The 21,525-nt window shown below is 68.0% G+C and carries 15 protein-coding genes and 1 pseudogene; 15 read left to right on the forward strand and 1 reads right to left on the reverse strand.

Features of this window, described 5'->3' with window-relative positions:
• The first annotated feature begins 34 nt into the window (after window positions 1-34).
• From AC1DFR_RS12945 to AC1DFR_RS12990, 10 genes are all read left to right on the forward strand, one after another.
• Window positions 35-1,375, forward strand: a complete 1,341-nt coding sequence (locus AC1DFR_RS12945; RefSeq protein WP_476851393.1) for an MFS transporter — start codon at window positions 35-37, stop codon at window positions 1,373-1,375.
• Complete coding sequence (locus AC1DFR_RS12950) at window positions 1,372-2,481, forward strand: 2-hydroxyacid dehydrogenase (protein WP_476873524.1); 1,110 nt, start codon at window positions 1,372-1,374, stop codon at window positions 2,479-2,481. Before AC1DFR_RS12945 ends, AC1DFR_RS12950 begins: the two co-directional genes overlap by 4 nt.
• Before the next feature lie 78 nt (window positions 2,482-2,559).
• Window positions 2,560-3,564 (forward strand): sugar phosphate isomerase/epimerase family protein, encoded by a 1,005-nt coding sequence (locus tag AC1DFR_RS12955; protein ID WP_476873525.1) that lies wholly within the window; start codon window positions 2,560-2,562, stop codon window positions 3,562-3,564.
• 111 nt (window positions 3,565-3,675) lie between these two features.
• Entirely contained in the window at window positions 3,676-5,448 is a 1,773-nt protein-coding gene (gene dhaL, locus AC1DFR_RS12960) for a dihydroxyacetone kinase subunit DhaL (protein ID WP_476873526.1), read from the forward strand.
• A complete protein-coding gene (locus AC1DFR_RS12965; RefSeq protein ID WP_018775886.1) occupies window positions 5,445-5,927 on the forward strand; it encodes a ribose-5-phosphate isomerase in 483 nt (160 codons plus the stop codon). Before dhaL ends, AC1DFR_RS12965 begins: the two co-directional genes overlap by 4 nt.
• A gap of 2 nt (window positions 5,928-5,929) precedes the next feature.
• Window positions 5,930-6,916, forward strand: a complete 987-nt coding sequence (locus AC1DFR_RS12970) for a 3-hydroxyacyl-CoA dehydrogenase family protein (protein ID WP_476873527.1) — start codon at window positions 5,930-5,932, stop codon at window positions 6,914-6,916.
• A 36-nt stretch (window positions 6,917-6,952) separates the two neighbouring features.
• Complete coding sequence (locus AC1DFR_RS12975; RefSeq protein WP_476872097.1) at window positions 6,953-7,720, forward strand: SDR family NAD(P)-dependent oxidoreductase; 768 nt, start codon at window positions 6,953-6,955, stop codon at window positions 7,718-7,720.
• A gap of 12 nt (window positions 7,721-7,732) precedes the next feature.
• Complete coding sequence (locus AC1DFR_RS12980) at window positions 7,733-7,858, forward strand: hypothetical protein (protein WP_290370395.1); 126 nt, start codon at window positions 7,733-7,735, stop codon at window positions 7,856-7,858.
• Window positions 7,859-7,975: 117 nt separating this feature from the next.
• The gene (locus tag AC1DFR_RS12985) at window positions 7,976-9,325 is read left to right on the forward strand and encodes an MFS transporter (protein ID WP_476851399.1); all 1,350 of its coding nucleotides are present in this window, start codon (window positions 7,976-7,978) and stop codon (window positions 9,323-9,325) included.
• Between the two features lie 70 nt (window positions 9,326-9,395).
• A complete protein-coding gene (locus AC1DFR_RS12990) occupies window positions 9,396-10,223 on the forward strand; it encodes a triose-phosphate isomerase family protein (RefSeq protein ID WP_476873528.1) in 828 nt (275 codons plus the stop codon).
• A 649-nt stretch (window positions 10,224-10,872) separates the two neighbouring features.
• Here AC1DFR_RS12990 and AC1DFR_RS12995 read toward each other — a convergent pair.
• Window positions 10,873-14,583, reverse strand: a pseudogene (locus tag AC1DFR_RS12995) (TM0106 family RecB-like putative nuclease).
• A 139-nt stretch (window positions 14,584-14,722) separates the two neighbouring features.
• On the opposite strand from AC1DFR_RS12995, the gene AC1DFR_RS13000 reads away from it, so the two are divergent.
• The 5 genes from AC1DFR_RS13000 (at window position 14,723) to AC1DFR_RS13020 (ending at window position 21,499) form a co-directional block, all read left to right on the forward strand.
• Window positions 14,723-15,328, forward strand: coding sequence for an SOUL family heme-binding protein (locus tag AC1DFR_RS13000; RefSeq protein WP_476873529.1), 606 nt, complete (start codon window positions 14,723-14,725; stop codon window positions 15,326-15,328).
• A 23-nt stretch (window positions 15,329-15,351) separates the two neighbouring features.
• Window positions 15,352-17,913, forward strand: coding sequence for a Tex family protein (locus AC1DFR_RS13005; protein WP_476873530.1), 2,562 nt, complete (start codon window positions 15,352-15,354; stop codon window positions 17,911-17,913).
• Window positions 17,914-18,113: 200 nt separating this feature from the next.
• Complete coding sequence (locus AC1DFR_RS13010; RefSeq protein ID WP_230009426.1) at window positions 18,114-19,508, forward strand: OFA family MFS transporter; 1,395 nt, start codon at window positions 18,114-18,116, stop codon at window positions 19,506-19,508.
• A gap of 1 nt (window position 19,509) precedes the next feature.
• Window positions 19,510-19,638 carry an MFS transporter small subunit gene (locus tag AC1DFR_RS13015; RefSeq protein WP_290370315.1) on the forward strand — a complete coding sequence of 43 codons (129 nt, stop codon included), beginning with the start codon at window positions 19,510-19,512 and terminating at the stop codon, window positions 19,636-19,638.
• A 106-nt stretch (window positions 19,639-19,744) separates the two neighbouring features.
• Window positions 19,745-21,499 carry a gamma-glutamyltransferase family protein gene (locus AC1DFR_RS13020; RefSeq protein WP_476873540.1) on the forward strand — a complete coding sequence of 585 codons (1,755 nt, stop codon included), beginning with the start codon at window positions 19,745-19,747 and terminating at the stop codon, window positions 21,497-21,499.
• Window positions 21,500-21,525 lie beyond the last annotated feature (26 nt).

The following is a 21,525-nucleotide window of genomic DNA, read 5'->3' on the forward strand; positions in this document are numbered from 1 at the left end:
GGTGCCGGCATGGGGAGTCACAAGGGAGTGAAGAGTGCAAACAGAAACTTTGGCCGCAGGGCCCAAGGAGTCCGCAACACGCCGCACCATCAAGAATCTGCGGTGGTGGATTCTCGGCTGGGCGCTGGCCGCCGGCATCATCAACTACATGGACCGCAGTGCAATCTCCATCGCCGCGCCGCAACTGATCAAAGACTTCGGCATGACCCGGACGGACATTGGCCTCCTGGGCACCGTGTTCTCCTGGACCTACGCTTTTGCCCAGCTGCCCGCTGGCTGGCTCGTGGACAAGCTGGGCGCCCGACGGATGTACTTCCTCGCAATCGCGGGCTGGAGCATCGCAACCGCGCTGATGGCCGTCGGCACCAAGATGTGGCAATTCGTCACCTTCCGCGTCCTGCTCGGCATCACCGAGGCCCCCAACGGGCCGGCGTCGGCAAAGCTCACCGCTGACTGGTTCCCCCGGGCCGAGCGCGGACAGGCCACCGCCATCTGGGACAGCGGTTCCAAGTGGGGACCCGCCATCGCGCCGCCCGTCCTGACCGCCATCATGCTCGCGTTCGGCTGGCAGGCCATCTTCCTCTTCCTCGGCGTCGCAGGCATCGTGCTGGCATTGGCCTTCTTCCTTTACTACCGCGCTCCCGAAGAGCACAAGCGCATCAGCGCGAAGGAACTGGATTACATTGAAAGCCAGCGCACCACCCAGCTCCTGACTGCCAAGAAGGTATCGTGGCTCGGACTCTTTAAGCACCGCCAAATCTGGGGCATGATGGCCGGATTCTTCTGCGTCATCTGGATCTGGAACATCTTCATCGTCTTCCTGCCGCTCTACCTGCAGGAAGAACGCGGTGCCAGCATCGCCAGCTCCGGCTGGCTTGCGGCTGTTCCGTACCTCGGCGCAGCCATCCTCGGCATCACCGGCGGCTGGGTCATGACGCGCTACGCGAAGAAGGCCGGCCGCGATCCGTTGCTGGCCAAGCGCCACGTGATGTCCATTGCAGCGATTGCCGCCGGCATCTTGATCTGCCTCATCCCGTTCGTAGATTCCCTCCCGCTCGCCATCGCTGTCATGACCGTGGCACTGGGCTTCGTCGCCACCATGCAGGCGGCCGCGTGGGCCATGCCCGGCGACATCGTGGACAACTCACAGGTTGCCTCCGTCGGTGCCATCCAGAACTTCGGCGGCTACTTCGGCGGCGCCTTTGCCCCTCTGCTGACCGGTGTGATCGCCGATGCCACCGGCTCCTACGCGCCGTCGTTCGTGATCGGCGGCGTCATCGCCGCCCTGGCCGCAGTGGCATACACCGTGCTGGTCCGCGAACCCATCAAGGACAAGGCCGCAGCAACGCAGACAGAAAGCCGAACCGACGCATGAGCACAGCAACAAATGCATTGACGACGACGGCGGTCGCCCCCACGGCGGCCGCCCCGGCGGCGGGAACCTCCACTGCGGGCACCGCCCGCTCGCCGTTCACCGTGGCCGTCACCGCCGACGCCGCGCGGCCGGACGGAAGCTCCATTCACGGGGATCTGGGGCTGCAGCGGCTCAGCGAGCATGGCATCAGCTGGAGCGTCCTGCCCACTTACACAGACCCGGTTCCGCTGGCCGACCTCGCCGGGGTCCAGGCCGTGCTGTCCCTGGGGCACATCGCCTTCGATTCACGCACCGTGGACCACGCCCCGGACCTGAGGCTGATTGCCCGGTTCGGGGCCGGCTACGAAACCATCGACTTGGACGCCTGCACCCGCGCCGGCATCGTTGTCACCAACACCCCGGATGCCATCCGGCGGCCGTTGGCGGTGGCGGGACTGACGCTGCTCCTGGCGCTCTCGCACAAGCTCCTGGCCAAGGACAGGCTGACCCGGACCTCTGACTGGGCGCAGCGCGAGCATTACCGCGGCGCGCCGCTGGTGGGCCAGACGGTCGGCATCGTGGGCTTCGGCAGCGTGGGCGCTGAGCTCGCCCGCCTCCTGGCCCCGCTCGGGGTGAAGGTCGTGGGCAACAACCGCAGCGGCCGCCACGCGGAGGCCGCCGGACTCGGCGTTGAGCTGCTGGGCCTGAACGAGCTCCTGGAGCGCTCGGATTACGTTGTGCTCTGCGCCGCGCTGACACAGGCGACCGAAAAATTGATCGGCGCGGCCGCGTTGGCGCGGATGAAGCCAAGCGCCTACTTGATCAATATCGGCCGCGGAAAGCTCGTGGACACGGATGCCCTCCGGGACGCCCTGCGGGACGCCCGGATCGCCGGCGCCGGCCTGGACGTCTTTGAGCCGGAACCCCTGCTTCCCGACGACGAGCTCCTGACCTTGGACAACGTGGTGCTTTCCCCGCATTCCCTGTGCTGGACCGAGGACTTCACGCGGGACGTCGCTGCCAGCGCCATTGGGTCAATCCTGGCGGTCGCGGCAGGGGAGCGCCCTGCCAACGTCCTGAATCCGGAGGTCTTCGCGACCGCGGCCTTCGCCGCGAAGCGCCCGTAACCCGGGGGTGTGACCTTGACAACATCCCTATAGATAGTAAATCCTATAGGAAACAGGATTCCACGAAGGAGTGAACCCATGGCCTATACAGCCGAAAACTGGCCCATCACCGCAGCGCTCCTGCAGTTCCCGGGGACCGACGCGCAGGGCAGCCACATCAACGACGCCGACGCCTCCGCCTGGGCCGAGGTCCTCAGTGAGGTCAAGGACGCCGGCTTTGCCAATGCCGACCTCACGGACAGCTGGGTCCGCCCCGGCGACCTGAGCTCTCCGCGGCTTGCCGAGTTCAAGCAGACCGCGGACAACGTCGGCATCGGCATCCCCGTCATCTCGGCCATCCGCCGCAGCGTGATCGAGGAAGGCAACTGGGAAGCCAACCTGGCGTACAGCCACCGCACCATCGACGCCGCCGCCGAGCTGGGCTGCGAGGTCGTCTCGTTCGGACTGCACCAGGCCATCACCGCCGAGCAGCAGAAGCAGCTCTGGTTCTGGACCGTCGAAGGGTACAAGGACCCGGCAGGGGACAAGGAAACGTGGGGTAAGGCTGTCAGCCGCCTGCGCGAACTCGGCCAGCACGCGGCCGAGGTCGGCGTCCTGCTCTCGCTTGAAATGTACGAGGACACGTACCTCGGCACTGCGGATTCCTCCGTTCAGCTGGTCCAGGACATCGGCCTGGCCAACGTCGGCATCAACCCGGACATCGGCAACCTCATCCGGCTGCACCGCCCGATCGAGGACTGGCGCGAGATGGTCGCCAAGACCCTCCCGTACTCCAACTACTGGCACATGAAGAACTACATCCGCGACGAGGACGTCGCCCGGGACACCTACGTGGCGATGCCGGCCCCGATGGAAAGCGGCCTCATCAACTACCGCGAGGCGTTCAAGACCGCGCTCTCCGTCGGCTTCCAGGGCATCCTGTGCACCGAGCACTACGGCGGCGACGGCCTCAGCGTCACGGCCAGCAACCAGGACTACCTCCGCCGCCAGGTCCTGCCGAAGACCGACGGCTACGCCCTCGGCACGAGCCAGGTGGCCCAGGGCCGGCAGCTGCCGGCGGCCACGGTACTCGCCAGCGCCTGAACGGGCGCCGACACCGGCGCGTGGTGCGGCCGTCAAGCCACTTGGGGGGCGGCCGCACCACCCACCTCTACCCACAGCATCAGTTCTCCAACACGGATTCAATGAGGAACCATGACCCAGATCTTCGACAATCCCGCTGATTTCGCGGATGAGGCACTGGACGGCTTCGTTGCGGCCAACCGCGGCTACGTGGCCCGAGTCGACGGCGGCGTCGTCCGCTCCACCGAAGTCCCCTCCGGGCAGGTGGCCCTGGTGGTCGGCGGCGGCTCCGGGCACTACCCGGCCTTCGCCGGCCTCGTCGGGCCCGGACTGGCCACCGCCTCGGCCTGCGGCAACATGTTCGCCTCGCCCGCGGCCGGCCAGGTCTACCGCGTGGCCAAGGCCGCCAACGCCGGCGGCGGCGTGCTGCTGAGCTACGGCAACTACGCCGGCGACGTCCTGCACTTCGGCCAGGCCCAGCTGCGCCTCAACGCCGAAGGCATCGAAACCCGCACCGTCCTGGTCACCGACGACATCGCCAGCGCCCCGCTGGAGCAGATCGAGAAGCGCCGCGGCATCGCCGGGGACCTGACGGTCTTCAAGATCGCCGGCGCCGCCGCAGAGGCGGGACTGAGCCTGGACGACGTCGAACGGCTGGCCATCCGGACCAACTACCGCACCCGGTCCCTCGGCGTGGCCTTCGACGGCTGCACGCTGCCCGGCGCGGAGGCCCCGCTGTTCTCTGTCCCCGTGGGGCACATGTCCCTGGGCCTGGGCATCCACGGCGAACCGGGCATCTCCGACCACCCCATGCCCACCGCCTCCGAACTGGCCGAACTCCTGGTCAGCAGGCTCCTGGCCGACAAACCGGACGACGCCGGCACCCGCGTGGTCGCAATCGTCAACGGCCTTGGCACGGTCAAGTACGACGAACTCTTCCTGCTGTTCGGCAAGATCGAGAAGCTCCTCACCGCCGCCGGGCTCACCGTCGTCGAACCCGAATGCGGCGAGCTCGTCACGAGCCTGGACATGTCCGGCCTGTCCCTGACCCTGCTGTGGCTGGACGAGGAACTCGAACAGAACTGGGCCGCCCCGGCCGACACCCCGGCGTTCCGCAAGGGAAACCTGGCACCCCGTGCCCGCCGCGAACTCGCCGGTCCGGACGCCGAAGAGACCGCCGACGTCGAACGGCCCACCGCCGCGGCGGCAGCCCTCGGCCGGCTGGCCGCCGACTTCCTCGGCCAGGCGCGGGACGTGGTGGTCGAGCATGAGGAAGAACTGGGCCGCCTGGACGCCGTCGCCGGCGACGGCGACCACGGGATCGGCATGCGCCGCGGCGTGGACGCGGCAGTCACCGCGGCCGAACAGGCTGCCGCGAACGACGGCGGTGCCTCGCCGTCGCGGGTCCTGACCGCTGCGGGGGAGGCCTGGAGCGAACGCGCCGGCGGCACCTCGGGTGCGCTCTGGGGCTCGGCGATCATCGCCGCCGGACAGGCCCTGGGCAACCAGGACAGCTACAGCGGCGAGGACGCGGCCGCCGCGGTCACGGCCTTCGTGGATGCCATCACCGCGCTCGGCAAGGCCGAGTCGGGGGACAAGACCATGGTGGACGCACTCTTGCCGTTCCAGGACGCGTTCCTCACCGCGTTCGACGCCGGCACACCAGTGGCCGGTTCCCTCGCCGCGGCGGCGGCCGCCGCCACAGCCGCCGCAGAGCGGACCGCCGGGCTGCGTCCGCTCAAAGGCCGGGCCCGCCCGCTCGCCGAGAAGAGCCTCGGCCACCCCGACCCCGGAGCGGTGTCCTTCGCCCTCATCGCGACCCGGATATCCACCCACACCGACACCACAGACACAGGATCCCGGCCCGGCACCCCCGAGCCGGCGGAACAAGGAGCACAAGCATGAGCACAGCAACAGGCTGGCGCGTGGTCATCGGCAACGATGAGGCCGGCGTCGAATACAAGAACGCGCTGAAGGCGCTCCTGGAAGCCGACCCCCGCGTGGCGTCCGTGCAGGACGTGGGAGTCGGCGCCAACGACTCCACCGCCTATCCGCACGTCGCCGTCGACGCGGCCCGCAAGATCGCCGACGGCGACGCCGACCGGGCGCTGCTGATCTGCGGCACCGGCCTGGGCGTGGCGATCGCGGCCAACAAGGTCCCCGGCATCCGCGCCGTCACGGCCCACGACAGCTACTCGGTGGAGCGGTCCGTCCTGAGCAACAACGCCCAGGTGCTCACGCTGGGGCAGCGCGTCATCGGGCTGGAACTGGCCAAGAAGCTCGTGGGCGAATGGCTGAGCCACCGCTTCGACGAAAACTCCTCCTCCGCCGCGAAGGTGGACGCCATCTGCTCGTACGAACCCGAATACACGAAGGCAGTCTGAACATGACCGAATCAACAGCAACCGCAGCCGCCATCAACGCCGCCCGCAAGATCGCAGTCGTCGGCTCCGGCTACATGGGTGGCGGGATCGCACAGGTCCTGGCACTCGGTGGCGCCCGGGTGGCGCTCGCGGATGTGTCCGCGGAAGTGGCCCAGAAGAATTACGAGCGGCTCCTGGCCGAATCCGACGAATTCGTTGCCGCCGGGCTCTTCCCGGAAGGCGCCACCGCAATCCTGAAGGAAAACCTCTGGCCCGCCAAGGACATCGAGGAGGCCGTGGCGGACGCCGACTTCATCGAAGAAGCCGTCCCCGAGGTCATCGAGACCAAGCACCAGACTCTCGCCCGCATCAGCGCGGCCGCTCGCCCGGACGCCATCATCGGGTCCAACACGTCCACGATTTCCATCGCGGACCTGTCCGAGCCGGTCACCAACCCGGAACGCTTCCTGGGCGTGCACTTCTCCAACCCGTCCCCGTTCATCCCGGGCGTGGAAATCATCCCCCATGCCGGCACCTCGGCCGCGACGGTCGGCACCGTCCGCGACCTCGTGCACGCGGCCAACAAGCAGACCGCCGTCGTCAAGGACGTCACCGGCTTCGTGCTCAACCGGCTCCAGTACGCGCTGTTCCACGAGGCCGCCCAGCTGGTGGAACAGGAGATCGCGACCGCGGAGGACGTCGACACCCTGGTCCGCACCACCTTCGGCTTCCGGCTGCCGTTCTTCGGGCCCTTCGCCATAGCCGACATGGCCGGGCTGGACGTCTACAACTTCTGCTACAAGTCCCTCCAGACCGATTTCCCGAAACGGTTCGCGACGCCGAAGATCCTCACCGACCTGGTGGAGGCCGGAAAGCTGGGCACCAAGACCGGAGCCGGCTTCCTCAACGTTCCGGCGGAGCGCACGCCGGAACTGATCGCCTACCGGAACAAGGCGTACGTGGCCATGCAGAAGCTCATCGACGAGCTCGGCCCCGCCCCCATCAGCTGATTCCGCATCTTCCTCTTTCACTTCAGGAGCCTTCCCATGAGCACTTTTCCCACAGAACGCACCGCCATCATCACCGGCGCCGTGTCCGAGCGCGGCATCGGCCGCGCCACCGCCAGCTACCTGGCCGCACAGGGCTGGAACATCGGCATCATCGACCTCGATGACGCACTCTGCAAGGCGGCGGCCAAGGAACTGGCAGCCGAGCACGGCGTCAAGGCCTTCGGTGCCGGCGCCAACGTTTCCGACGAAGGCTCGGTCCGCGCGGCAATCGACGCCATCGAGGCGGAACTGCCGCAGATCGTTGCGCTCGCCAACGTGGCCGGCGTCAGCTCTCCGGTGCCCTACCTGGAACTCGACGCCGCCGAATGGGACCGGGTGCTGAACATCAACCTCAACGGCGTCCACTACGCCACCCGCCGCGTCGCGGAATCCATGGTGAAGAACAGGATCGGGCGCATCGTGAACATCTCCTCTGTCTCCGCGCAGCGTGGCGGCGGCACCTTCTCCAAGACGCCGTACTCCGTGGCGAAAGCCGGCGTGATCGGCCTGACCCGGGCCACGGCCCGTGAACTGGGCGAATACGACATCACGGTCAACGCCATCTCACCCGGGCCCATCGACACCGACATCATGGGCGGCACCCTCAGCAAGGAACGCAAGGACGAACTCACCAAAGACCTCGTGGTCAACCGGGTCGGCTCCACCCGGGACATCGCAGCAGCCATCGCCTTCCTCATCAGCGAGGACGCCGGCTACATCTCCGGCCAGACGCTGAATGTGGATGGCGGACTCTACATGCACTAAGGAAGAAGCCTCGTGGCACAACACAGCCAAACCCGCGCGTCCGGATTCGCAGCCTGGAGCAAGGGACGGAAGATCTACCTCGCCGTCGGGATCCTGGCCTGCGTGGCCGGCGTCCTGATGATGGTTTTTTCGCGCTAGTTTTCTCCGGCCGGAGCCGGCCTGGCTTTTTTTGGACTGGCCTGATCCGGCCACTTTCATGCAACTGATTCACCCCCCCTGAGTTACACCACTGATTGCTCGACGAGGAGTTTTTTGATGACCGTAACAACAACGTCCACCCGGGACCTACTGGAGACACCGGTCCTAAAATCGGCCATCTCCAAGGCCTCCCGCCGGCTGATGCCCATGCTGGTGATCCTGTATGTGGTCGCCTTCCTGGACCGCACCAACGTCGGCTTCTCCGAAGCTGCCTTGGGCGTGGACAAGGGTATTAGCGCCGGCGCCTTCGCCCTGGGCGCCGGGATCTTCTTCATCGGCTACGCCCTGTTCGAGATCCCGAGCAACCTGCTCCTGACCAAGTTCGGCGCCAAGGTATGGCTGGCCCGCATCGCCATCACGTGGGGCATCGTCTCGGCCTGCTTCGCGTTCGTGCAGGGTGAGACGTCCTTCATTATCCTGCGGTTCCTGCTGGGTGTCACCGAGGCCGGGCTGTTCCCCGGCGTCATCATGTTCCTGGCCGCGTGGTTCCCCAACAAGGTCCGCGTCAAGATGTTCGCCATCTTCTACCTGGCCCAGCCGTTCTCCCAGATGCTGGGCGCCCCGCTCTCCGGCTGGCTGATCAACATCGGCGACCAGGTCCCCGGCGTCCAGGGCTGGCAGGTCATGTTCTTCGTCGAGGGAATGCTGGCGGTCGTCGCCGGCGTCGCCGCGTACTTCTTCCTGATCAACAGCCCGCAGGACGCCAAGTTCCTGGACAAGGACGAGAAGAACGCGCTCCTGGAGGTCATGGCGCTCGAGGACACCGTCAAGGAAGAGTCCGGGCCGCGCGGCGTCCTGGCGGCCATGAAGAACGGCAAGGTCTGGTACTTCACCGTCATCTACTTCTGCCTGCAGATCGCCGTCTACGGCGTCACCTTCTACCTGCCGCAGCAGGTCGCCCAGCTGACCGGCCAGAAGGTGGGCATCGCCGTCGGCTTGATGGCAGCCATCCCGTGGTTCTTCGGTATCTTCGCCTGCTACTTCATCGGCAAGGCAGCGAACACCGTGATCCGCCGCCGGGTCTGGGGCACCGGGCTGTTCATCTCCACCGGACTCTGCATCTTCGGCTCCGCGTGGGCCGGCGCCAACCACATTCCGGCGCTCGGCATCATCTTCATCACCCTCGCCGTGTGCTCGTTCCTCTCCATCGGCCCCATCGCGTGGTCCTACCCGACGGCGTTCCTCACCGGAACCGCCGCGGCCGCGGGGATCGGCCTGATCAACTCGCTCGGAAACCTCGGCGGCTTCGTCGCGCCGATCCTGCGCACCTCGGTCAACCAGATGACCGCCTCGGAGACCGGGACCATGGGCGTCTATGCCCTCGGCGTGCTCCCGTTCCTGGCAGCGGCCATGATGTTCGCGACCCGCCGCTTCAAGAACAAGGCCGACGAGCTGCTGGAGCAGTAAAGGCTCCCGGCCTCACTTCCAGCGCGACGTCCAGCGCCCATCCACTGGATCCAGCAGAAAGCACCAAGAAATGCAGCAGATTCCCGGCAGCCAGTCCTCCAACACCCGCATTCTGGTGGGGGTCAGCACGAAGATGTACCTCGGCTACCGGGACAGCCTGGACTGGTTGGAGCGGGTGCGGCACGAAGTGGACACCCGCCCGGCCCTCGCGGCCGGGCGGGTTGTCCCGTTTGTCATCCCGTCCTTCCCCGTCCTGCCCGCGGCGGCTCGGCTCCTGGCGGGTTCGCCGCTGCTGCTCGGTGCGCAGAACTGCGGCTGGTCGGACGGGCCATGGACCGGGGAAGTGGCCCCGTCCATGCTCGCGGAACTCGGCGTCCGGCTCGTGGAGATCGGCCATGCCGAACGCCGGCAGCACTTCGGCGAGGACGACGCCATGGTGGCCCTCAAGGTCCGGGCCGCGGACGACGCCGGGCTCACCCCGCTGCTGTGCGTGGGGGAGCGCGACGGTGGGCAGCCGGCGGCCGCGGCGGACTTTGTGTTCCGCCAGATCGAGTCGGCTGTCGACGGCGACTGGGACCTCGCCGGCCGCCTGGTGGTGGCCTACGAACCGGTCTGGGCCATCGGCGCGGCCGAGCCGGCCGCCGCCGCGTACGTGTCCGACGTCGTCAACCGGCTCCGGGACCAGCTCACCGCCGCCGGCGTGCCAGGGTTGCCGGTTATCTACGGCGGTTCGGCGAAGCCCGGACTGCTGCCCACGCTTGAGGGTCTCTCGGGCCTGTTCCTGGGCCGGTTTGCACACGACCCCGTGAATTTCGGCGCCGTGCTGGATGAGGCACTCCTGCTGGCCGAGGGCTTCACTGCACCGGAACCAACCCCCGTGGGACATGTCCAGCCCTGACCGCGTGCGACGGGCATGATGCCTAGATGTCCCTTGGCCGAGGGCAAGAATGAGCATGTCCCGTGGGGTGGCTGGCGAGGAATGGACATGTTCCGTTGGGTGGGTGGCGAAGAGTGGACATGTCCGGCCTTGGCCGCGTGCGACGGGCATGATGTCTAGATGTCCCTTGGTCGAGGGCAAGAATGAGCATGTCCCATGCTGTGGCCATCGAAGAATGGGCATGTTCCGTGGAGTGGGCAGTGAAGAGTGGACATGTCCGGCCTTGGCCGCGTGCGATGGGCATGATGCCTAGATGTCCCTTGGTCGAGGGCAAGAATGAGCATGTCCCATGCTGTGGCCACCGAGGAATGGGCATGTTCCGTTGGGTGGGCAGCGAAGAGTGGACATGTCCGGCCTTGGCCGCGTGCGACGGGCATGATGCCTAGATGTCCTTGGTCGGGGGCAAGAATGGGTATGTCCCATGCTGTGGCCACCGAGGAATGGGCATGTTCCGTTGGGTGGGCAGCGAAGAGTGGACATGTCCGGCCTTGGCCGCGTGCGACGGGCATGATGCCTAGATGTCCTTGGTCGGGGGCAAGAATGGGCATGTCCCAGGCTGAGGCCATCGAAGAATGGGCATGTCCCTCGTCGGAGGGTGCGGCAAAGACAGCTAGGCGCGGACTGACCTCTGGCACAGGCCGATGAAGCCGCCCAGCTGCTCCAGACCCTCGGGGTGGGCGGGGAGGTAGTTGGTCAGTTCGGGCGCGCGGACGATCACGGCACGCCATTGGCCGCGGGACACCGCCACATTGATCCGGTTCCGCGAGAGCAGGAACTCCATGCCCCGCGGAGCCTCGGCCACCGCAGAACATGCCATGGACACAATCACGACCGCGGCCTCCTGGCCCTGGAACTTATCCACGGTCCCCACCCGCACGCCGGCGAGATTCGCGGCGTCCAGGGCATCGCGAATGACGTTGACCTGTGCGTTGTAGGCAGCCACCACCAGGATGTCGGCCGCCTCCAATGGCCGGGCTCCGTCTGCGGTGTGCCAGGAAAGGCCCAAATGGCGGCGCACCTGCCCGACGACCTCGGCAGCCTCCTCGGCCGACGACGTCGTGTTCCCGCTGTGCGGCACCATCACCGTCTCAATCCCCGCGGGCACACCCTCCAGACGGCGCAGATCCGCGGGCGGGGCGGAACGTAACCGGCCTTCGTAGGACAACTCCGAGACGGCCAGGCACAGCTCTGAGTTCATCCGCCACGAGTCGGCCAAGAAGTAGCCAAGCTCGGGCGGCAACGTGGCGTGGCCTGCGGAAATCCAGCCCAGGGCAGAGTCGTCGACCGGCTCGGGGTGCCTGCCCTGGCTGACCTGCGGCAGCTGCTGCGGGTCGCCGAGCAAGAGCAGCCGGCTGCTGGCCTGGGCCACGGCAAGGGTGTTGGCCAGCGAGAACTGGCCGGCCTCGTCAATCACCAGGAGGTCCAGGGAGCCGGCCGGGACGGTGGCGCCGGTCATGGTCCACGCCGTGCCACCGACGAGGGCGCCTCCAGGCGCACCCAACAGCTCCGCAACGTCCTTGCCGGTGCGCCGGGCCCACGGCAGGGCGTCGTTGTGCTTCACGTCTTTGGCCACCAGTGCCGGGTCGACCCCGGCCTTCGTGACGGCGGTCTTCAGCAGGTTCTCCACCACCGCATGCGACTGGCCGACGACGCCGACTTTCCAGCCACGGGCCACGAGCCGGGCGATGACGTGGGACCCCACATGGGTCTTGCCCGTTCCGGGCGGACCCTGCACCGCCAGGTAGGAGTGGTCAAGGGCCAGCACGGCCGCCGTGATGGCTTCAATGAAGCGGTCCGGTCCGGCACCAGGCTGCGGCAGTGAAGCTCCGGCGGCCAGCCTCGGCGGCTGACGCCGGACGAGGTCAAGCGCAGGATGGCGGGGGAGGGAGCCGGACCCCAGGCCGGCGACCACCGTGTCAGCGAGGGCTGCCAGTGCTTGCTCGAGGCTCTTGGTGGCGAGGGGCTGGTCTTCCGTCAGCGCAATGGGGAGGTCATTGTAGGGCGGTATCTTCCGGTGCAGCCGGTCCCGGATGATGACGGTGTCCTTGCCGTCCTCACGCCCCAGCTCCAGGACCTCCGTGCCGAACCATCCGCTCCGCCCGGTTCCGTTCTTGCCGGTACCCTCCAGCCCGGAGGGAAGAGGCAGCTCGTACATGCGGAACCACTTGCTGCCCTCGCGGAGGTCCGACCCGGGACTCACGGAGCCGGTCAGCTTGACCCGCCGCTCCGGAAGTTTGGTCCCCGTCTGTTGCCAGTCGTCGAGGAGTTCCGCGGATTCGACGAGGAAAACGTTCCGGTCCCGTTCGTGCGTGTCCGGACCGTGCTCACACCGGTCGAAGTGCGACCACCAGAACGACTTGCGCTCCCGGCGGTGGTAGCTCACGGCCGCGGCCAGCATGGCGACGGCCTTACCGTCGTCCTCGGACAAGCCGCTGCCCGGCTCAGCAAATTCCATCAGTGCCAGCTCAGCCGGGGCCAGCGCGGCATCGGCTCGTGCCGAGCCGTCGTCGGGGCCGTCCTCTAAGCCCGCCTCCGCGCCGGACGCCGCGCCCGCCTCCGCGCCGGACGCCGCGCCCGCCTCCGCGCCGGACGCCGCGCCCGCCTCCGCGCCGGACGCTAAGCCCGCCTCCGCACCGGACGCCGCGCCCGCCTCCGCGCCGTGCTGCTCCAGCCGGCGTTCCTTGGCCAGCCCGAGCAGCCAATTCCGGAGCTCCAGCGTGGAGAGGCAGTCGTATTCGTTGTAGTCGGAGATCCCGGCGAGGATTTTGGCCGCCTTGTCGGGCCGCTCATTGTCTCTCGCGTCGCAGAACCGTGCATAGGCAATCACGGAGGCGCCGGCATCCTTCACTTCGCCAGTTCGAAGGTTCGCCCCCATATAGAGCGGCTCGAGCTTCTTGATGCTGTAGGAGTTCTCGGAGATCCTGATGCTGTTCCGGACCGTTTGGTACAGGTCCACCAGCAGGCCTTCGCGGAGCCACTCGTCCACGATGTCCTCCCCGGCAACGTGCATCACCGAGAGTTTTCGAAGCGCCGTTTTTTCATACGGTGCGTAGTGGTAGACGTGCATGTCCGGGTGGTCCCGCCGGCGTTTCTCGACATAGTCAAGGAAATCGAGGAACGCCTGCTTCTCCGCCTCCCGGCTGTGGGCCCAGAATGGCCGGAAAATCCCCGGACTGCCGGGCTCGGTGGGCGCCTCAATCACGCCGAACAGGTACTCGAGCCCCCACACTCCCGTGGCGCGGTCCTGCCACAGCGGATCGCCTTCGAAGTCGAAGAAAATATCGCCCCGGCTCGGTGGGGGCAGCTCGGCCAAGGTGTTCCCGGGCAGGACGCCGTAGCGGATGGTGTGCTCTTCGCCGTCCTTGCGCTAGCAGACTTCGCCGTCAGCAGGGCCAACGCCGCTCTGCATCCGCGCCTGTTCCTGCAGGCGCAGGAGCGTAGGGGTGGGCTTGGTGAGGGTCGCTTGCGCCAGGTCAGTGACTGAACGAATCCCACGTTCGTGGAGGTTCTTGCGCTGCACGGAGTTCATCCGGGCCACGAGGAGGAGATCGTCGGTGGCTTTGACTTGCTCCTGGCAGTAATCGCAGCGGCCACAGGCGGTGAGCCCGGGGGCGCCCCAGCCCACTGGTCCCGGCTGTGCGATGTGCGCGGCGGTCAGCGCGAGGAAACGCTCGCGGCGCTCGCGGAAAACCGGCAGGATCTCGGAGAGTTTGTGGTGGCTTCGCACGTAGTCGAATCCGCCGCCGGGCAGCTGCACCGTCGAGCCGAGGACGAGTGTCACCGCCGGGTCCACCGGGATCCCGGCCTTCAGCAGCTGGTCGCCGTAGGCGGCCAGCTGGAGCAGGGCCGTCACTTTTGCGTGGCGGGCGAGTTTGGTGTCGAACACGGCGTAGCTACCGTCGGCGTGCCGCACGAGGAAGTCGGAGCGGCCGTGGAACTGGCCGTCGAAGAAGGCGGCCTGGAAGACGACGTCGGCTCCCTCGCGCAGCGCCCCAATGGACTCGGCGTGCTTGGCCGCCAGCGTGGCACGGTCCATGGCCTCGGCCGGGACGACGTCGTACACGCCGTGCCCGGTGGCCGGATCCCAGTCGCCAAACTCCGCCACGAAACCGCCGAGGACCTTGCGCTCGTGGAGGTCACCCAACACCGCTGCATGCTTGAGCATCTCGTCGTCTTCGAACGTAGCCCTGGGGGACCGGCCCAGCTTCTCGTCGAGTTTGCGCAGCAGCTGATACTCGCAACTCGCTGCCACCACGAGGTCGCTCGCGGAGTAGACCAGATCCGGTGATGAGCCCGGTACCTCAGGTTCAAGAAAAAACACTGTGCCCCCGTTGGTGGTGCCCCGTTGTTGGTGCCTCCGCTATTCAAGCTATCAAAGCCCTCTGACAGTCAAACACGGGACAGGTACCAGGCAATGCCCTCTGGTTCCTGTCGCAGGACCGGCGTAGGGTCTGAGGACTATGACCGAACAGCAACCGTATGAGCTGGTCCAGCGCTACGCGCACTTCGAGCTGCGCCGCTATCCCGCGTACGCCGTAGCGGAAATAGAGGTCAAAGCGACCTTCGACCGCGCCGGGAATGCCGCTTTCCGGCACCTGTTCAACTACATCAGCGGCAGCAACACGGCGCAACGGAAGCTGGCGATGACGGCCCCGGTGATCCAGGGGCCCGGGCCGTCGCAAAAGCTGGCGATGACCGCGCCGGTATTGCAAAGCGGCCCGCTGCCGGGAAGCGCAGAGCCCGCTGATTTCATCGTGGCCTTTGTGCTCCCCGCTGGGGTGACGGCGGAGACGGCGCCGGTCCCGGCGAACCCAGACGTTAGAGTCCGGGCCCAGCCAGGTTCCCTGGCAGCCGCCCTTCGGTTCTCCGGCAGCGGGTCGGAGGCGGCCTTTGTACGGCGAAACGATGGCCTCCAGGAGGCACTGAAGCTAGCCGGGCTGAAGCCTGTGGGGCCGCCACGATTCGCCCGTTTTGATCCGCCGTTCAAGCCGTGGTTCCTGCGCCGCAACGAGGTTGTTCAGGACGTGCAGGAGCCCTTGACTCCTCCGGGCGAGCCCGGCCGCTGACCGGGGTAAGGCAAAATGGTTTGGTGACCCAACACCCGCAGCGGCCCGCCTCACCCGCCTCGCCCGCCCCCGGCCCGTCCGCGAAGACCGGCTCACCACAGACCGGCACGCCGCACACCCAGGAGTCCGGCATCGCCGCCCAGATCGCCGGCGAGCTCGGCGTTCTGCCGTGGCAGGTCAAGGCCGCCGTGGATCTGCTCGATGCCGGGTCCACCGTGCCCTTCATCGCCCGCTACCGGAAGGAAGCGACCGGCACCCTGGACGATACCCAGCTCCGCGAGCTGGAGGAGCGGCTGCGCTACCTGCGCGAGCTCGAGGACCGCCGCCGGAGTATCCTCGAGGCGATTGCCGCCCAGGGCGCGCTGACCCCGGAACTGCAGGCCGCCGTCGTCGGCGCGGACACTAAGTCGCGGCTGGAGGACATCTACCTCCCGTTCAAAACCAAGCGGCGCACCAAGGCGCAGATCGCCCGCGAAGCCGGGCTGGAGCCGCTCGCCGACGCCCTGCTCAAGCGCCCCGAACTGGACCCGGAGAGCGAGGCGGCCAAGTACCTCAACGCCGAACACTCGATCGGGGACGCGGCCGCGGCGCTCGCCGGTGCCCGCTCCATCCTGGTGGAACGCGTAGCGCAGGACGCTGACCTGGCCGCCACGCTCCGGGAACGGCTGTGGACCCAGGGCCGGATGGTGTCCCGGGTGAAGAAAGGCAAGGAAGCCGAAGGCCAGAAATTCAAGGACTACTTCGAGTTCTCCCAGCAGCCGGCCGGAATGCCCTCGCACCGTGTCCTGGCGCTGCTGCGCGGAGAAAAGGACGGCGCGCTGGAGCTGGACCTCGCCGAGGCTGATCCGAACGACGACGCCGCCCTCACTGCCGCGCGCGGCCGGTACGAGGCGGCCGTGGCCAGGTTCCTCGGGGTTGCCGACCGCGGCCGGCCCGCCGATGCCTGGCTGCTGCAGACCGCCCAGCTGGCCTGGCGCTCGCGCGTCCTGGCGCGGCTGACGGCAGACCTCCGCAGCCGGATGTTCGCCGCCGCCGAGGACGAGGCCGTGCGTGTGTTCGCCGCGAACCTGCGCGATGTGCTGCTCGCCGCGCCGGCCGGGAACCGCGCCACCCTGGGCCTGGACCCGGGACTGCGCACCGGCGTCAAGGTCGCCGTGGTGGACGGCACCGGCAAGGTGGTCGCGACCGACACCGTCTACCCGCACGCCCCGGCCCGGAAATGGGACGAGGCGCTGCGGACCCTCGTGGGCCTCGCCACGAAGCACGGGGTCGAACTCGTCGCGATCGGCAACGGCACCGCGTCGAGGGAGACGGACAAGCTCGCCGCCGAACTGCTCAAGCAGCTCTCCTCCGGACCGGAAAACAAGCCGCAGAAAATTGTGGTGTCCGAGGCCGGGGCGTCGGTGTATTCGGCGTCGGCGCTCGCCGCGGCGGAGCTGCCCGGCATGGATGTGTCCCTGCGCGGCGCCGTCTCGATCGCCCGGCGGCTGCAGGACCCGCTCGCGGAGCTGGTGAAGATTGAGCCGAAGTCGATCGGCGTCGGACAGTACCAGCACGACGTCACGGCCGCGAAGCTGGACCGCAGCCTGGACGCGGTGGTCGAGGACTGCGTGAACGCGGTGGGCGTGGACGTCAACACCGCCTCGCCCGCACTGTTGAGCCGGGTGGCCGGGGTCGGGCCGCTGCTGAGCGAGAACATTGTGGCGTACCGGAACGAGCACGGGCCCTTCGCCAAGCGCAGCGAGCTGAAGAAGGTCCCGCGGCTGGGCGCCAAGGCGTTTGAGCAGTGCGCCGGCTTCCTGCGGATCACCGGGGGAGCGGAGCCGCTGGACGCCTCCAGCGTGCATCCGGAGGCCTACCCCGTGGCCCGGAAAATCAAGGCGGCCGCCGGTAAAGCGCCCGCTGCGGGAAGCTTTGCGGCGCTGAATCCGCAGGACTTCGTGGACGGCTCCTTCGGCCTGCCCACCGTGCAGGACATCATCGCCGAGCTCGAGAAGCCCGGCCGTGACCCGCGTCCGGCCTTCGCGGCGGCAGCGTTTTCTGAAGGCATCGAGAAGATCTCGGACCTCAGGCCCGGCATGGTGCTGGAGGGAACGGTGACCAACGTGGCCGCGTTCGGCGCGTTCGTCGACGTCGGGGTGCACCAGGACGGGCTTGTGCACGTCTCGGCCCTGGCCAACCGCTTTGTCTCCGATCCCCGTGAAGTGGTGAAGTCCGGGCAGGTGGTCCGGGTCAAGGTGCTGGAGGCGGATCCGGAGCGGAAGCGCATCTCGCTCACCCTCAGGCTCGACGACGAACCGGCAGCGTCCGGCGGTCGTGCGGCGGGCGGCCGCACTGCCGGAGACCGCCCGGCTGGCGGTCGTGCGGACTCGCGGCCGGAACGTCCGCGGCAGCCGGCGTCGCAGCCGGCGTCGCAGCCGCCGTCGAAACAGCCGTCGAATCAACCGTCCGGAAGGCAGCCGTCCGGGAAACCGGCAGCCGACCGGCGGACGCCGGGCAGGCAACCGCAGAAGCCGGCCCCCACGCCGTCGCCGGTCAACACCGCGATGGCCGAGGCACTCCGGAAGGCCGGCCTGGGCAAGTAGCGCCCGGTGCGGCTGCCGCACCACCGTTCGTCGCGGATTCCCTACCGCTTGGCGCATAAGTAGTACGTTTGCTGACGATCTGCACCATGATTGCCGGAGGCAACGGCCCTCTACCGGAAGCTCGGTCAGAGGCCCTGGCAGAGGGCCGTTTCCGCAATGTGCTGGACACCGATGTCCGTTGACGAGCAGGGGGAGTACTTATGGGTTGGCTGGACCGCGAACGAACCATCGCCCCGCAGGGATTTAACCGGTGGCTCGTCCCCCCGGCAGCCCTCGCGGTGCACTTGTGCATCGGCCAGGCCTACGCGACGAGCGTCTACAAGACCGCGCTGGTGAAGCACTTCGGCGCGAGCCTGACCGAGATCGGCGTGATCTTCTCCGTTGCGATCGTGATGCTGGGCCTCTCGGCCGCCATCATGGGCACCTGGGTGGACAGGAACGGGCCCCGCAAGGCGATGTTCACCTCCGCCGCGTTCTGGGCGAGCGGCTTCCTGATCGGCTCCCTGGGCATCTTCAGCCACCAGCTCTGGCTCGTCTACCTCGGCTACGGCGTCGTCGGCGGCATCGGACTGGGGATCGGTTACATCTCCCCGGTCTCCACCCTGATCAAATGGTTCCCGGACCGGCCCGGACTGGCCACGGGCATGGCGATCATGGGGTTCGGCGGCGGCGCCCTGATCGCCAGCCCGGTCTCCACGGCCCTGCTGAAAATGTACGATCCCAACTCCGGGGCCAAGGGCTGGGTGGCCAGTGGTGAGTCGGTGGGCAAGCTCTTCCTGACCCTCGCCGTCGTCTATCTGGCCTACATGATGTTCGGCGCGTTCACCATCAGAGTTCCGGCCGAGGGCTGGAAACCGGCAGGTTTCGACCCCGCAAAGGTCAAGGCCGCCTCGCTGGTCACCACGGACAACGTCTCCGCCCGGAACGCGGTCAAGACCAGGCAGTTCTGGCTCGTCTGGATCGCCCTGTTCTGCAATGTCACGGCAGGGATCGGCATCCTTGAGCAGGCCGCTCCGATGATCCAGGACTTCTTCCGCCAGCCCGACGGCACGTCCCTGGCCAGCGCCGCAGTGGCCGCGGGCTTCGTGGGGCTGCTCTCGATCGGCAACATGTCCGGCCGCTTTGCCTGGTCCGCCACCTCCGATGTCACAGGCCGCAAGCGCATCTACATGGTCTACCTCGGCGTCGGCGCCGTGCTCTACACCGTGCTGGCGCTGGCCGGCTCTACGTCCACCGTCCTCTACGTGGCCCTCGCGTTCGTCATCATCTCCTTCTACGGCGGCGGGTTCGCGACGGCCCCCGCCTACCTGCGCGACCTCTTCGGCACGTTCCAGGTCGGAGCCATCCACGGCCGGCTCCTGACGGCCTGGTCCGCGGCGGGCATCGCCGGGCCGCTGATCGTCAACGCTTTCCTGGACGCGCAGGGCAAGCCCGGCGCGCTCAACGCCGCGTCCTACCAGCCAGCCTTGCTGACCATGGTGGGGCTGCTGGTGATCGGTTTCGTGGCGAACCTCTTGGTCACGCCGGTGGACGCACGATTCCACGAACCACGTCCTGGCCGCGTCCGGGCCGAAGAACCTGCCTTGGAGGGCTGAAATGAGTACTGCACAGAGTCCGGTCACACCGTCCACCGGGAGGTTGGTCATCGCTTGGGGGCTTGTCGGCGTGCCGCTCGCGTATGGCGTCTATGAGACCCTCACCCGCGTGGCGGCCCTGTTTGGCTGACACCGTGGTGGCAGAAGTCTTCGGTGGTAGTTCGCGCGCGGTGAGTGTGCCGTTCACACGCCCGGAGGCGTTCACCACCCGCCCCACGCTGCAGGGCACGTTCGGGATGAGCGCGTCCACGCATTGGCTTGCGACGGCGGCGGCCCAGTCCGTGTTGGAGCGCGGCGGGAACGCCTTCGACGCCGCGGTGGCGGGAGCGTTCGTGCTCCACGTGGTGGAACCGCACCTCAACGGGCCCGGCGGAGACATGACCGGGATCTTCGTCACCGCTGACCGGCCGGAGCAGCCCATAGTCCTGATGGGGCAGGGCCCTGCGCCGGCCGGGGCCACCGTGCAGCACTACGTGGCCGAAGGCCTGGACCTCGTTCCGGGATCGGGTGCCCTGGCCGCCGCGGTGCCTGCCGCCGTCGACGCCTGGCTCCTGCTGCTGCGTGACCACGGGACGTGGGAGCTGGACGCGGTCCTGGACTTCGCGATCGGCTACGCGCGGGACGGGCACCCGATGCTCGGCCGGGTCGGAACCACCATCGCGGCCGTGTCCGCGCTGTTCGAGGCGCACTGGCCCACGTCCGCTGAGCTGTGGATGCCGGGCGGCCGAATCCCGGTTGAGGGCGAGCTGGTGTGGAACCCGGCCTATGCCCGCACCCTGGAACGGCTCGTGCAGGCCGGAGTTAGGGAATCCACCCGCGAGGCGGGAATTGATGCGGCCCGCCGCGAGTGGCGGGAGGGGTTCGTGGCCCGCGCCATGGTGGAGTCGGTTCAGTCCCCGCACCGGCATTCCTCGGGCACGGATCACCGCGGAGTGCTCGCCCTGGACGATCTCGCGGGATTCGAGGCCGGGTATGAGGCGGCCGCCACCGTGGAGTTCCGGGGCCACACGATCGCCAAGACCGGGCCGTGGGGCCAGGGGCCGGTGCTGCTGCAGACCCTGGCCATCCTGTCCGGCTTCGAGGACCGGTTCCTTGATCCGTCCACCGAGCTCGGGGCGCACACCGTACTGGAAGCGCAGAAGCTCGCGCTCGCGGACCGGGAAGCGTACTACGGCGACACGGACGTGCCGCTCGATTACCTCTTGTCGGAGGACTACTGTGCCGGCCGCCGGGCGTTGATCACGGAACGGGCCTCCCACGACTTCCGGCCTGGCACCGTGCCCGGGCTGGCGCCGTACAGGCCGCCACTGCGCACCAATTACACGCTGCCGGCGCTCGCGGGCCATGCCTCCGCGGCCGGACTCGGCGTCGGCGAGCCCACCGTGACACCCGCGGGGGTGACCCGCGGCGATACCTGCCATATCGACGTCGTGGACCGCTGGGGCAACATGGTCTCCGCGACTCCGTCCGGCGGCTGGCTGCAGTCCTCCCCGGCGATCCCGGAGCTGGGCTTCTGTTTGGGCACCCGGCTGCAGATGACCTGGCTGGAGCCCGGCACGCCGTCCACTCTGACGCCCGGCAAACGCCCGCGCACCACCTTGACGCCCACGCTCGTGCTGCGGGACGGCCACGCCGTGACCGCGCTGGGGTCGCCCGGCGGCGACCAGCAGGACCAGTGGCAGCTGCCGTACCTGCTGCGGACCATCGTGGGCGGGTATTCGCCGCAGCAGGCCATCGACGCACCGACGTTCCATACGACGTCGGTGCCCGGGTCCTTCTGGCCGCGCACCTGGGAGCCCGGTGGCGCCGTCGTCGAGGACCGGCTCGGTGAGGACGTCATCGCGGGGCTGGAACGCCGCGGGCATGTGGTCAGCCGGGCTGGTGACTGGGCGCTGGGGCGGTTGTCCGCCGTCGTGCGGGATCCTGAGACCGGGATCCTGCAGGCTGCCGCAAATGCGCGCGGTGCGCAAGGGTACGCCGCGGGCCGGTAGCGGTTGGCGGTGCGTAGCGGTGGAGC

This window comes from Arthrobacter sp. 05T410, from assembly GCF_056396505.1.

Excerpts from the sequence above, each read along its gene's own strand:
- AC1DFR_RS12985 (WP_476851399.1), top strand. The coding sequence starts at position 7,976 with ATGACCGTAACAACAACGTCCACCCGGGACCTACTGGAGACACCGGTC.
- AC1DFR_RS13000 (WP_476873529.1), top strand. The coding sequence starts at position 14,723 with ATGACCGAACAGCAACCGTATGAGCTGGTCCAGCGCTACGCGCACTTC.
- AC1DFR_RS13020 (WP_476873540.1), top strand. The coding sequence starts at position 19,745 with ATGAGCGCGTCCACGCATTGGCTTGCGACGGCGGCGGCCCAGTCCGTG.
- AC1DFR_RS12965 (WP_018775886.1), top strand. The coding sequence starts at position 5,445 with ATGAGCACAGCAACAGGCTGGCGCGTGGTCATCGGCAACGATGAGGCC.
- AC1DFR_RS12990 (WP_476873528.1), top strand. The coding sequence starts at position 9,396 with ATGCAGCAGATTCCCGGCAGCCAGTCCTCCAACACCCGCATTCTGGTG.
- AC1DFR_RS13010 (WP_230009426.1), top strand. The coding sequence starts at position 18,114 with ATGGGTTGGCTGGACCGCGAACGAACCATCGCCCCGCAGGGATTTAAC.
- AC1DFR_RS12950 (WP_476873524.1), top strand. The coding sequence starts at position 1,372 with ATGAGCACAGCAACAAATGCATTGACGACGACGGCGGTCGCCCCCACG.
- AC1DFR_RS12970 (WP_476873527.1), top strand. The coding sequence starts at position 5,930 with ATGACCGAATCAACAGCAACCGCAGCCGCCATCAACGCCGCCCGCAAG.
- AC1DFR_RS13015 (WP_290370315.1), top strand. The coding sequence starts at position 19,510 with ATGAGTACTGCACAGAGTCCGGTCACACCGTCCACCGGGAGGTTGGTC.
- dhaL (WP_476873526.1), top strand. The coding sequence starts at position 3,676 with ATGACCCAGATCTTCGACAATCCCGCTGATTTCGCGGATGAGGCACTG.
- AC1DFR_RS12955 (WP_476873525.1), top strand. The coding sequence starts at position 2,560 with ATGGCCTATACAGCCGAAAACTGGCCCATCACCGCAGCGCTCCTGCAG.
- AC1DFR_RS12975 (WP_476872097.1), top strand. The coding sequence starts at position 6,953 with ATGAGCACTTTTCCCACAGAACGCACCGCCATCATCACCGGCGCCGTG.